Below are 11842 nucleotides of genomic sequence, written 5' to 3' on the forward strand. Positions count from 1 at the left end.
CTCCAAGTGCTTGTTCTGCAACGACTTTTCAAGAAGAAGGTGACGAGCCTTGACCCCGGCACTGGCTACACAGTTAGGGCTGCTTGGTTCCCCACCTGACCCGGTTGGCCGCTTCACCATGCGGGAAGGCCCGTCGCCCGCCATTGTAGCCGATGCCGGCACCTGTGTCCGTCAGCGTGTCATTTGCGGGCGGAACGAGCCTACGGCTGACGGTGAAGGACGTGAACCTGGCGCGATGAACGGTTCAGTGTGCGGCGCGACGGATCTTCAGGGCCTCGGGGTTGACCAGATTGACCGGATTGCCCTGGATGAATCCCAGCACGCTGTCGAAGGCCTGGCTGAAATACAGCTCGTAGCTTTCCTGCTCCACGTAGCCGATATGCGGCGTGCACAGGCAGTTTTCCAGGCGCAGCAAGGCCTGGCCCTGCATCACGGGCTCGTTGTCGAACACGTCGATGGCTGCCATGCCGGGGCGGCCGCGGTTCAGGGCCGTGATCAGGCTGTCGGGTTGCAGCAACTCGGCGCGTGCGGTATTGACCAGGGTGGCGGTCGGCTTCATGCGCAGCAAGTCTTCGAGCGTGACAACCCCGCGCGTTTCGGGGGCGAGGCGCAGGTGCAGGCTGACGAAATCGCTCTCGCTGAACAGCTGTTCCTTGCTGAGGGCGGGGGTGTAGCCTGCACTGGCGGCGGCATTGCGGGAGGCATCGCTGCCCCAGACCAGGACCTGCATGCCGAAGGCCTTGCCATAGCCGGCGACCAGCTGGCCGATTCTGCCGAAGCCCCAGAGGCCCAGCGTCTTGCCGCGCAGCACGGTGCCGATTCCGAAGTTGGGCGGCATGGAGGCCGCCTTCATGCCGGATTGCTGCCATACACCGTGACGCAGATTGGCCATGTACTGGGGAATACGGCGCGCGGCTGCCATCAACAGTGCCCAGGTGAGTTCGGCAGCGGCATAGGGGGAGCCGGTTCCGGCAGCTACCGCAATGCCCAGATCGGTACAGGCCTGCACATCGACGTGGTCACCGAGCCGCCCGGTCTGCACCACCAGCTTGAGGCGGGGCAGCTTTTCCAGCAGTGCGCGCGACAGGCCGGTGCGCTCCCGGATCAGCACGATGATGTCGGCATCCTTCAGCCGTACGGACAACTGCCCGATGCCCTTGACCGTGTTGGTGTAGACCTTGGCATGCAGGGCATCAAGCTTGCTGGCGCAGGCAAGCTTGCGCACAGCGTCCTGATAGTCGTCCAGAATCACAATATTCATGCGCGCAATTGTGCACTGCCGCGCGGCGAAATTACAGCCCCATGCAGCATATTGCAAAGGGCAGCAACTGCTTACATCTGGATGCAAGGAGGATCGGCTGCTCGTGTGTCTACAACGTCGTCAGGGACGGGGAGGTGCGCTGTCCCCGTCCGGATGGCGGGGGTCAGCCCGCATGCAGGTAGCGTTCTTCCTGGGCGACCAGCCGTTCAAGTTCGCCACACACCTCGGAAAAAGTGCCGGAAAGCACCAGCCTGCCCGAGGGGCGGGAGCGCTTGGGCAGCCGCCGCGGAGCGGGCGTCAGGGTCGTTGCGGAAAATGCGCGAAAAAAACGGAAATGCCCCGGTGCGGCCGCCGCCGGCAGGGCGGGCGGTGCGGAAGCGGCCGGTGCTGCGGCTGCATGCAGGATCGCAGCTGGCCTGTCGGCAGCCTTTTCCGGCTTGAATGCCTGTTCCTCGTCGCACAGCACGGCCATCGGGCGAAAGCCGATGAGCTCGCCACGCGCACGGCCCGAGAGCGGGACAAGGACCGGACGGACGGGACCAAGCAGGTTGCGCAGAATGGGCAGGGAAGTGTGGCTCATGAAAGTCTCCTATGTACACAAGGTGTTGCACAGGCAGGATTCAGCAGGGACAGCACACCCCAGGGGTTGCCGCTGGATCAGCCAGTCCGGCAACGCCCGCCACCCTGTGGGGCTGTACGAAAAGGGAGAATGCGTGCGCTACATCAGCACGCTGTTGCGGATCAGGCCGACGGCCAGCCCCTCGATGGCGAAGGGCTCACCCGGCTGTACCACGATGGTGGGGTAGTCGGGGTTTTCGGGGTGCAGCTCGATATGGTTCGGCAGGCGCTGGTAGCGCTTGACGGTGACTTCATCGCCCACGCGTGCCACGACGATCTGGCCGTTGCGCACGTTCTGTGTGCTTTGCACGGCGAGCAGGTCGCCATCGAGGATGCCGACATCGCGCATGGACATGCCGCGCACCTTGAGCAGATAGTCTGGCTTGCTGGCGAACAGCGAGGGGGCGACGTGGTAGACCGTATCGACATGCTCTTCGGCCAGCACCGGCGAGCCGGCGGCCACGCGGCCGATGAGCGGCAGAGCGAGCTGGGCAAAGGCCTCGAGCGTGCTCTGGTGGGCAGGGTGCACCGGCTGGCGCAGGCGAATGCCGCGCGAGGTGCCACTGACAAGTTCGATCACGCCCTTGCGCGCCAGCGCCTGCAGGTGTTCTTCGGCAGCGTTGGCGGAGCGGAAGCCGAGCTCTGCGGCAATTTCGGCACGGGTAGGCGGAGCGCCCGTCTGGGCGATGGCCTGCTGGATCAGTTCCAGGATCTGTTGCTGGCGTGCGGTGAGTTTGACGGGTGGGTTCATGGTCTACACTGCCGAAATCGGGTTGGAAGAAGGCTGAATGTGCATCCATACTGTGTGCGCATCCAGTTACTGTATTTTTAACCAGTTTTTCCGGTTTTGCAAGCAAGGGCGCGGCAGGTATGAAAAAAATCGTGGTTTTGGCGACAGGGGGCACCATTGCCGGAGCATCGGCCAGTGCGGCGGATGGCGTTGCGTATCGGGCGGGCGAAGTGCCGGTTGGGGCACTGCTTGAACAGGTGCCGGGTTTGCAGCAACTGCTGGGTGACTGTGCGCTGGCCGCAGAGCAGGTGGCCCAGGTCAACAGCAAGGACATGGACTACGCGCTGTGGCAACGACTGGCCCTGCGCTGCACGCACTGGCTGGCGCAGGACGATGTGCAGGGACTGGTGATCACGCACGGCACCGATACGCTGGAAGAGACTGCCTGGTTCCTGCAGCGCATGCTGGATGTGGCCGCGTCGGCGGGGGTGTTGCGTGCGGAGCAGGCGCGCAAACCGGTGGTGCTGTCCAGCGCCATGCGCCCGTCCACGGCGCGCCTGTCGGATGGTTCGCAGAATCTGGCGGACGCGGTTTCGGTGTTGCTGGATTCGCGTGCCAGCGGCGTGCTTGCAGTGGCGGCCGGCCATGTGCATGCCGCGTGCGATGTGCACAAGGTGCAGCCCTATCGGGTGGATGCCTTTTCCAGCGGCGATGCCGGTGTGCTGGCGCATGTCGAGGAAGGAGTGGTGCGCTGGTTGCGTGATCCCGCGGCGCGCATGGGCCAGGCCGATGATCTGGCAACCGCAGCGCCTGCGCAGGCCCTGTGGAATGCGGTGCAGGATGAGGAAACGCAATGGCCGTGGGTGGAAATCCTGGTCAGCCATGCCGGCAACGTCGGTCGCAGCCTGCGTGCCTGCCAGCAGGCCGGTGTGCAGGGCGTGGTGCTGGCGGGAAGCGGCAATGCCACGCTGCATGAGCAGTTGGAGCAGGCGGCTTCCGCACTGATGCAGCAGGGCGTTCCGGTGTGGCGCAGCAGCCGCTGTCTGGAAGGCCGTGCCGTGCCCGGCGCCGAATCGCCGGTGCCGCTGGCGGTGTGCCGCGGGCAGGTGCTGCGTCCGGTGCAGGCGCGGACTGAAATGGTGCTGCAGTTGCTGGCCGGCGTGTTGCCCGCAGAGGCTGCCACCGCGAAAACCAGTGCCTGAAAACAGGCAGGGCACCGCAAGGGCGCCCTGACCAACCATGCCCGCTGTAGAAGGCAGGCCTGCCGGAATCAGCTCTCCAGCGCCTTGAATGCGCGGTCGGTGATCTCGGTCACGTCGCCCATGCCGCTGATGGCGCGGTACTTGGGCGCGGCGGCTGCGTCTTCCTTGGCCCAGTTGCTGTAGTAGTCGACCAGCGGGCGGGTCTGCTGGCTGTAGACTTCCAGGCGCTTCTTGACGGTTTCTTCCTTGTCGTCGTCGCGCTGCACCAGCGGCTCGCCGGTCACGTCATCCTTGCCTTCTTCCTTGGGCGGGTTGAACTTGACGTGGTAGGTACGGCCGGAAGCGGGGTGGCTGCGGCGGCCGCTCATGCGCTCGATGATGGCCTCGAAGGGCACGTCGATTTCCAGCACGTAGTCGAGGTTGACGCCGGCTTCCTTCATGGCTTCGGCCTGGGGAATGGTGCGCGGGAAACCGTCGAACAGGAAGCCGTTGGCACAGTCGGGCTGGGCAATGCGTTCCTTGACCAGGTTGATGATCAGGTCGTCGCTGACCAGGCCGCCTGCGTCCATGACCTTCTTGGCTTCGATGCCCAGCGGGGTGCCGGCCTTGACGGCGGCGCGCAGCATGTCGCCCGTGGAGATCTGGGGAATGCCGTACTTCTGGCAGATGAAGGTGGCCTGGGTGCCTTTGCCGGCGCCGGGTGCTCCAAGAAGAATCAGTTTCATGGTGGTCCTCGTTGATGTTGTATCGGTCCGGCAGGCGTTGTCTCGCGGTCTGGCGCAGGGCCAGGCATGCCGGGATTCTGGACCCGCTGCGCAGTCACCAGCGATGGGACTTTGTTAACGGGTAACCTGTAAAGAATAACACGGCTTACCGTCGCTTACCTGACGCGGTGCTTGCGTTGGACCTACAGGGTTTTTACCGATGTTGTGCTGCAAAAAGATGCAAACAGGACGTGATGGATGCAGATCACCGCAGTTCGGGTGGCCGTGGCGGCCGAACTGCCAGGGTGGGTCAGCCGAACTGCCTGAGCTTGCTCACCTCGCGCGACATGGCGACCTTGCCGGCCGCCAGCATGGCGCGGTGCCGGTCCAGCTTGTCCAGGTCGTACAAGTAGTTCACCATCAGCCCGTAAGACTGGCGCACGCCCTTGGCAGAGGGGTCGGCGCCCCAGTGGATGTGTTCGAGCCGCGCACCGTTGCCCAGATGGAAGCGCGCCACGGCGTCGAGCGGGCGGCCGCTGTCGTCCAGACTGCCCAGATACATCGCGGCGGCGCCGCGCAGCATCTGCTGCGGCAGCGCATCGTCGTCGCGCGGCTGGGCCGGATCCAGCGTGTCGGGCCAGCCGGTGTTCCAGGCTTCGTCGTCGAGGCTGTCATCCACGCGGTATTGCGCGCGCGTCTTGACCGGAAGCGCGGCGGCAACGTCTGCCGCGTGTTTGGCCAGCCATTTGCGAAAACCGGGAATCGGTGACAGGGTGGCGAAATTCCTGATCTGCGGCAGTTCCTGCTGCAGGGCCTCGACCACGCGCTTGATCAGCGAATCGCCAAAGCCGACGCCGCGCAGGCCGGTCTGGGTGTTGCTGATGGAGTAGAAGATGGCCGTGTTGGCCTTCTTCACATCGGCGTCGCTGGCCGTGATGTCGAGCAGCGGTACCATGCTGTCGGCAAGGGCGCGCGTGAGGGCCACCTCGACGAAGATCAGCGGCTCGTTCGGCAGGCGCGGATGGAAGAAGGCGAAGCAGCGTCTGTCGTGGTCGAGCCGGTTCTTGGCGTCGTCCCAACTGACGATGTCGTGCACCGCTTCATACTTGATGAGCTTTTCGATCAGCGAGGCGGGTGAGTCCCAGGTAATGGTGCGCAGTTCGAGAAAGCCGATGTCGAACCAGCCGGTAAACAGGTGTTCGAGTTCGGCGTCCAGCGGCAGCAGGGCCGGCTCGGTCTTGAGTTGCTGCAGCAGTTCGGTGCGCAGGTCGAGCAGGAAGCGCATGCCGCCGGGCGTAGCGCCCAGGCGTTGCAGCAGGCGCGTGCGCGGAGAGTGGAAGGCCTTGCGCAGCTTGATTTCGGCCTGGGCCTCGTCATCGGTGCCCAGGGCTGCTTCGTACTGGTCCTTGGCCAGCTTGACCTTCTTGGGGTCGGGCGAGAACTGCTCGGTCATCAGGCGCCAGGCGTCGGCGCGCGCGTCATGGTCGGCAGCCTGGTACCAGTCGACGAAAGGTTGCGCACGCCGCACACTCTCGACTTCGCTCACCTTGGTATCGACAACGGCCTGCAGTTCGGCCAACAGCTTTTTCAGGCTGCGCGGCGTGAGCGTTTCGGGCTCCTGGCGCAGATAGGTGTCGAGGCGCGCATGCGTGTTGCGTGTGGGGACGCGCGGATCCTCCTGGCCGCTCTGGCGCGGGGCGTTGACCAGGCCGGTCATGCCGATCGAGGCCAGGGCTGGCGGCAGCAGGCGGGCCAGCTGTTTGCTGAAGGTTCCTCCCATCAGGGACGCGGTCTGGGACACGGTTTTCCTCACTTTCCTGATCGATGAAAGTCAAGCGTAGCGGATTTTCGCGTCATTTGCGGTGAAAAGACGTTGCGATGCAGCAAAAAAACGGTAAATGGGTGCATTGCGCGCGCAGGACAGTCGATCCGGGTGGGCCGGCAACACGCGGCAGTTCAGCGCGGTAACGGTACCGCGCGCATTTGGCGGCGGAACAGCTTCAGTCCAGCGGCTTGCGCACGAACACCAGATCCCACACGCCATGGCCCAGGCGCAGGCCGCGGTTTTCGAATTTGGTCAGCGGCCGGTAGTGCGGCTTGTCGGCGTAGCCGTGATCATGGCCGCTGCTGTTGCCCAGCAGGATTTCGCCCTGCAGCACCTCGAGCATCTGCTCGGCATAGGGCTGCCAGTCGGTGGCGCAGTGGAGGTAGCCGCCGGGCACCAGATGCTCGGCCAGCTTGCGCACCAGCGGGGGCTGGATCAGGCGGCGCTTGTGGTGGCGCTTCTTGTGCCAGGGGTCGGGGAAGAAGATATGGATGCCGTTCAGACTGCCGTGCGGCAGCATGTTGTCCAGCACTTCCACGGCGTCGTGGGCGCAGATGCGGATGTTGTTCAGGCCCTGCTCGCCGATGCGCTTGAGCAGGGCGCCCACGCCGGGCTCGTGCACCTCGCAGCACAGGAAGTTGGTATCGGGCATCACCCCGGCAATATGGGCGGTTGCTTCACCCATGCCGAAACCGATTTCCAGCACCGTGGGTGCCTCGCGGCCGAAGGTGGCGGCAAAGTCGAGCGGTGCTGCGGTATAGGGCACCAGAAACTGGTCGCCCCATTGCGCGTAGGCCTTGGCCTGCCCGGTGGTGACGCGGCCGGCGCGGCGCACGAAGCTGCGGATGGCGCGCGGGTGGGCGATGTCGGCGGGGGCTCCGGACGCGGGTTTTGCGTCTGAGGATGCAGCGCAAGATTCGGACGGCTCAGGCAGGGAAGAGGGGGCAGGCAGGCTCATAGGCGGGATGGTACCGCAAGCGGGAAGGTTGCAGGCACAAAAAACCGCGCCAGCGGATGCCCGTGGCGCGGTTGGCAGGAAGAGCGCGTGCTCAGTTCTCGTCTTCTTCGTCGTCTTCTTCGTCGTCCTCGTCGTCGCCCATGTCGGCGGAGAAGTCATTCGGCAGAGGCTGCTCCTGCAGCTGCTCGATCAGGGTCTGGCGGTACAGGGCCAGGCGCTCGGCCTGGTGCACGATTTCCTCGGCGTCGGCGTCAGACAGGTCGGCCACCAGCAGCTCGGGCTGGGTGGACAGGATGAGTTCGATGTAGTGATCGGCCAGTTCGGCCGCAGCCAGGGTGGTGGAAGAGTGGTCCATGGTGCGCTCCTTGCAATGACGGTCGTCGGAAATCGCAGGCCGGGTGGCGTGCAGGGAATACCGTAGCAAGGCTGCGTGACTGTGCCGTGAAAGTGCCTGGCCGGCAGCGGGAGCAGCGCTCAGGCGGCGCCATGGCGCTGTTGCCAGTGCGCAATCCACTGTTGCAGGGCCGCCTCGGGCGTTTCTGCGCTTGCGGCGGGCAGGCCCAGTGCTGCGGCTGCGGCCTGCAGGTTGGCCGTGCGTTGGGCCGCATCGCCTTCGGGCAGCGGTTGCGCCGCATTCTGCTTGGACAGCTTCTCGCCATTGGGGCCGAGCACCAGCGGCGTATGCAGATAGCGTGGTGTGGGCAGGCCGAGGGCACGCTGCAGCACGATCTGGCGCGCGGTGTTGTCGGTCAGGTCTTCGCCGCGTACCACATCGGTGATGCCTTGCGCGGCATCATCGACCACGACCGCAAGCTGATAGGCCCACAGGCCGTCGGCACGACGCAGCACGAAGTCGCCGACGGCTTCGGCCACCTGCTGGCTTTGCGGGCCGAGGCGGCGATCCTGCCAGTGCGTGGGGGCGTCGGCGGGGAGTCCGTCCTGCTGCAGGCAGGCGGCTACGTGCAGGCGCCAGGCGCGGGCATGTCGGCCGTGCAGGCCGCCATTTTCCGGGCGGCAGGTACCGGGGTAGACCAGTTCGCCGTGCCGCTGCTGGCCTTGTCCCAGGCTCGCCAGTGCCTGGGCGATTTCCTTGCGCGAACAGGCGCAGGGGTAGGCCAGGCCGGCCGCCAATAACTGGTCCAGCGCCTGCTGGTACAGGGCATCGCGTTCCGACTGGAAGACCGGCAGTGCATCCGGCACCAGACCGTGTGCCTGCAGTTGCGCGAGGATGGTGCGCGCAGCTTGCGGGCTGCAACGGGGGGTGTCGACATCCTCGATGCGTACCAGCCAGCGCCCTTGATGGGCACGTGCATCCAGCCAGCTCGCCAGGGCTGCGACCAGCGAGCCTGCGTGCAGGGGGCCGGTGGGAGAGGGAGCGAATCGACCGATGTACATGGGGCTGCAGTGTAGCGAAACGCGTGTGCCCGTCCGGCCTCGCGCGTGGCAGCAGACCTTCAGGCGGGGCGGGCAGCTGGCGGCATGCCGGCCGGTTCGGCATCCGTCGCACGCACAGGCAGAGCCGCCTCCAGCGTTCGCCCCTGCAGCAGCGCCTGGCGTGTGACGGGGCTCTGGAGTTGCCGCAGCCACCATTGCAGTGCCTGACCGTGCCGCTGCTTGCCGCGATGCCAGGCGTAGTGGCTGTTGAAATGCGTGTCGCGCCGGGGCTGGGCCAGGGCCTTCTGCACCAGCAGGCCGCTCTGCAGCTGGGCCTGCACGCGCGTGACGGGCACGTAGCCCACACCCAGACCACGCACCTGCGCCTCGATTTTGGCGCCCATGTCGGGAACGGTCAGTACATCCTGTCCCGCGATCAGGCCGACGGTGCGGCTGTTGTTGCGGTGCACGGTGTCGGCCACGGCAACGGCGCGGTAGGGCTGCATGTCCTGTGGCGTCAGCGGCGTGGTGATGTCAGCGAGCGGGTGATGGGGGGCCACCGCGTAGATGAAGTCGATATGCCCGAGCGGGCGGTGTTCGATCAGGCGGTCGGTCCAGCCGCTGTCGAGCAGCACGCCCAGGGCCAGGTCGGCCTGGCCGCTGGTGAGTGCTTCGAAAGTGCCGGTCATCACTTCGGAGCGCAGCTTGAGTCGGGTGGGTGCGCCCAGGGTGTAGAACGCCTCGCACAACTCGAACACCGTCCCCATGTCCAGCAAGTCCTCGATCACGATGGTGAGTTGCGGCTCCCAGCCGGTGGCGACGCGCTGCACGCGGTGGGCAATGCGGTCCACCTCGGCGAGCAGCAGGCGGCTTTCGTGCAGCAACTCGCAGGCCGCTGCGGTGGGGGTGGCCTGGCGCCCCTGCCGGTCGAACAGCAGCACGTCGAGTGCCTCTTCCATCTGGCGGATGCGGTAACTCAGGGCGCTGGGCACCAGATCCAGGGCACGCGCAGCCGCAGCAAAACTGCCGTGTTCGGCCACCGCCTGCAGCATGCGCAGGTTGGAAGGGCTGAGGCTGTCCTGAATGGCGGATTGCGGCATGGTTCAAAAAATTTGATGAAGAACGTCAATATCATGCGCTGTTTTTGGAGGGTGCGCAACCTACAGTAGAGGCATTGGCAGGGCGCTACCTGCCTCCTTGTTCAGGAGATGACCATGTTTACTATCCGACGTGCCCATGAACGCGGCCATGCCCAACACGGCTGGCTCGACAGCTGGCACTTGTTTTCCTTTGCCGAATACTACGACCCGCGCTGGATGGGCTGGGGCAATCTGCGCGTGATCAACGAAGACCGCATCGATCCCGGTACCGGCTTTGGCCGCCACGGCCACCGCGACATGGAGATCGTGAGCTATGTGCTGGAAGGTGCGCTGACGCACGCCGACAGCATGGGCAATACCACCACCATCGTGCCGGGGCAGATCCAGCGCATGACGGCCGGCACCGGCGTGCTGCACAGCGAACATAACGCCAACCGCCAGGGCCAGACGCATTTCCTGCAGATCTGGATCGAGCCGGCTGCGCAGCAGCTGCCTCCTGGCTACGCCCAGCGCGATACCGGTCTGGAAGCGGCACGCGGCCAATTGAAGCTGCTCGCGGCCCCGGCCTCGCGCAATCTGCCCGAAGTGATGCCGCTGCACGCCGACGCAGCCATCCATGCCGGCCTGCTGGACGGTGCCGATACGGCCGAACTCGTTCTGGCCGAGGGGCGCAAGGCTGCGGTATTCGTGGCGCGCGGCTCGCTGCAAGTCAATGGCCAGCAGTTGCACACCGGCGATACCGCTTTCCTTGCCGATGAAACCCGCATCCAGCTCGATGGCGCACGCGCTGCCGAGGTGCTGGTCTTCGATCTGGCCGCGTGATTTTTCCCTTTCTGGCCGCATTGGGCGCCGGTTGCCTGAGCCTGGATGCTCGCCTTGCCTGACGCGTGGGTGAGGCATTGGTTTGAACCCCTGCCTAGGCACTGAGGGAATGGTCCACCCGATTGGTGAGGCCATCAGGCCTTCACGCATTCTTGCTATGCTTGCCGGTTGATCAGGAGCAAAAAACATGAGTCACCCCAACGTTGTTGTTGTCTACCATTCCGGCTACGGCCACACCCAGCGCATGGCGCATGCCGTGGCCGATGGCGCGCAGGCGCGCGTCCTTGCCATCGATGCCGACGGCAACCTGCCGCCGCCCGCCTGGGAAGAACTGAATCAGGCCGATGCCATCATCTTCGGTGCCCCGACCTATATGGGCGGCCCGAGCTGGCAGTTCAAGAAGTTTGCCGACGCCACCTCCAAGCAGTGGTTTGCGGGCTTGTGGAAAGACAAGCTGTTCGGCGGCTTCACCAACAGCGCCACCATGAACGGCGACAAGGGCGAGACCATCGGCTATTTCATGACGCTGGCGGCGCAGCACGGCGGCCTGTGGGTCAGCCTGGGCATCATGCCGTCCAACAGCAAGGCTGCCGGCCGCAACGATCCCAACTACGTCGGCGGCTATGCCGGTGCGCTGGCCACCACCCCGTCGGATGCGGGCGTGGGCGAAATGGCGCAGGGCGACCTGGACACGGCGCGGATGTACGGCGAGCGTGTGCTGGCTGCTGCGGTGCGCTGGAAGCAGGGGTAACAGCCTCGCACGGAGGTGAGGGCAGTTTCGCCTGCTGCCCACTTCCTGCCACTGCCGCGCAGGGCAATGGGCACCCGCAGCAAGCTGTCGAGTCGCCTGAAGATTCCCGCCCCATCCTTGCGGAACGATGCCACCGCTCGCACTAGGTGCATTGGGCGACGGCACGGCGCATGCGGGGTACCATGGCTTTCACCTATCGGCAGACACTGCGTGCAAGGAGATTCCCATGGATATCTGGCTCGACTCCCTGATCACCGAAACCCCGCAACAGGGGTTTGAACTCGCCATCACCCTCAGCCGTCGTGGTGTGAAATACACTCAGCCCGACCCCGAGGTGCTGAAGGAGCTGCGGGCGCATTACGCCAATTCGGCGGAAGGCCTGACGGCGGCATCGCACGTGGTGGCGCTCAACTTCCAGACGGTGGCGGCGGCCAACAATTACTGGCGCAAGTGACATTCGGTACGGGGCGCCCCTGACCGACCCCGGCGGCTAAAAT

General features: G+C 65.2%; 13 protein-coding genes and 1 other RNA gene. 4 read left to right on the forward strand and 10 right to left on the reverse strand.

Going from position 1 to position 11842, the window contains the following annotated elements; all coding sequences use genetic code 11:
- Nucleotides 1–38 precede the first annotated feature (38 nt).
- The 4 genes from ffs to lexA form a co-directional block, all read right to left on the reverse strand.
- An RNA gene (gene ffs, locus ACX36O_RS02405) (signal recognition particle sRNA small type) lies at nt 39–135 on the reverse strand.
- A gap of 109 nt (nt 136–244) precedes the next feature.
- A complete protein-coding gene (locus ACX36O_RS02410; protein ID WP_213358804.1) occupies nt 245–1261 on the reverse strand; it encodes a D-2-hydroxyacid dehydrogenase family protein in 1017 nt (338 codons plus the stop codon).
- Between the two features lie 163 nt (nt 1262–1424).
- On the reverse strand, nt 1425–1841 hold the full coding sequence (locus tag ACX36O_RS02415; RefSeq protein WP_371687186.1) for a hypothetical protein: 417 nt from the start codon (nt 1839–1841) through the stop codon (nt 1425–1427).
- 138 nt (nt 1842–1979) lie between these two features.
- Nucleotides 1980–2630 carry a transcriptional repressor LexA gene (lexA, locus tag ACX36O_RS02420; protein ID WP_213358807.1) on the reverse strand — a complete coding sequence of 217 codons (651 nt, stop codon included), beginning with the start codon at nt 2628–2630 and terminating at the stop codon, nt 1980–1982.
- A gap of 131 nt (nt 2631–2761) precedes the next feature.
- On the opposite strand from lexA, the gene ACX36O_RS02425 reads away from it, so the two are divergent.
- Nucleotides 2762–3811, forward strand: a complete 1050-nt coding sequence (locus ACX36O_RS02425; RefSeq protein ID WP_488360004.1) for an asparaginase — start codon at nt 2762–2764, stop codon at nt 3809–3811.
- Between the two features lie 68 nt (nt 3812–3879).
- On the opposite strand, the gene adk is transcribed toward ACX36O_RS02425, so the two are convergent.
- From adk to ACX36O_RS02455, 6 genes are all read right to left on the reverse strand, one after another.
- Nucleotides 3880–4536 (reverse strand): adenylate kinase, encoded by a 657-nt coding sequence (adk, locus tag ACX36O_RS02430; RefSeq protein ID WP_213358811.1) that lies wholly within the window; start codon nt 4534–4536, stop codon nt 3880–3882.
- A 289-nt stretch (nt 4537–4825) separates the two neighbouring features.
- Entirely contained in the window at nt 4826–6295 is a 1470-nt protein-coding gene (locus ACX36O_RS02435) for a malonyl-CoA decarboxylase (protein WP_371687197.1), read from the reverse strand.
- A gap of 220 nt (nt 6296–6515) precedes the next feature.
- Nucleotides 6516–7298 carry a tRNA (guanosine(46)-N7)-methyltransferase TrmB gene (trmB, locus tag ACX36O_RS02440; RefSeq protein WP_213358813.1) on the reverse strand — a complete coding sequence of 261 codons (783 nt, stop codon included), beginning with the start codon at nt 7296–7298 and terminating at the stop codon, nt 6516–6518.
- 91 nt (nt 7299–7389) lie between these two features.
- A complete protein-coding gene (locus ACX36O_RS02445) occupies nt 7390–7653 on the reverse strand; it encodes a hypothetical protein (protein ID WP_213358815.1) in 264 nt (87 codons plus the stop codon).
- Nucleotides 7654–7772: 119 nt separating this feature from the next.
- Nucleotides 7773–8693, reverse strand: a complete 921-nt coding sequence (gene gluQRS, locus ACX36O_RS02450; protein WP_213358817.1) for a tRNA glutamyl-Q(34) synthetase GluQRS — start codon at nt 8691–8693, stop codon at nt 7773–7775.
- 59 nt (nt 8694–8752) lie between these two features.
- Nucleotides 8753–9772 carry a LysR family transcriptional regulator gene (locus ACX36O_RS02455; RefSeq protein WP_213358819.1) on the reverse strand — a complete coding sequence of 340 codons (1020 nt, stop codon included), beginning with the start codon at nt 9770–9772 and terminating at the stop codon, nt 8753–8755.
- Nucleotides 9773–9886: 114 nt separating this feature from the next.
- Between ACX36O_RS02455 and ACX36O_RS02460 the strand changes: the two genes are divergently transcribed.
- The 3 genes from ACX36O_RS02460 to ACX36O_RS02470 all read left to right on the forward strand — a co-directional run bounded on the left by ACX36O_RS02460 (nt 9887) and on the right by ACX36O_RS02470 (nt 11799).
- Nucleotides 9887–10594: a pirin family protein gene (locus ACX36O_RS02460; RefSeq protein ID WP_371687184.1), complete on the forward strand. Its 708-nt coding sequence runs from the start codon at nt 9887–9889 to the stop codon at nt 10592–10594.
- A gap of 187 nt (nt 10595–10781) precedes the next feature.
- Complete coding sequence (locus tag ACX36O_RS02465) at nt 10782–11345, forward strand: flavodoxin family protein (RefSeq protein WP_213358824.1); 564 nt, start codon at nt 10782–10784, stop codon at nt 11343–11345.
- Between the two features lie 226 nt (nt 11346–11571).
- Nucleotides 11572–11799, forward strand: a complete 228-nt coding sequence (locus tag ACX36O_RS02470; protein WP_371687183.1) for a hexameric tyrosine-coordinated heme protein — start codon at nt 11572–11574, stop codon at nt 11797–11799.
- Nucleotides 11800–11842 lie beyond the last annotated feature (43 nt).

It is taken from the genome of Brachymonas sp. KE5 (assembly GCF_057773645.1).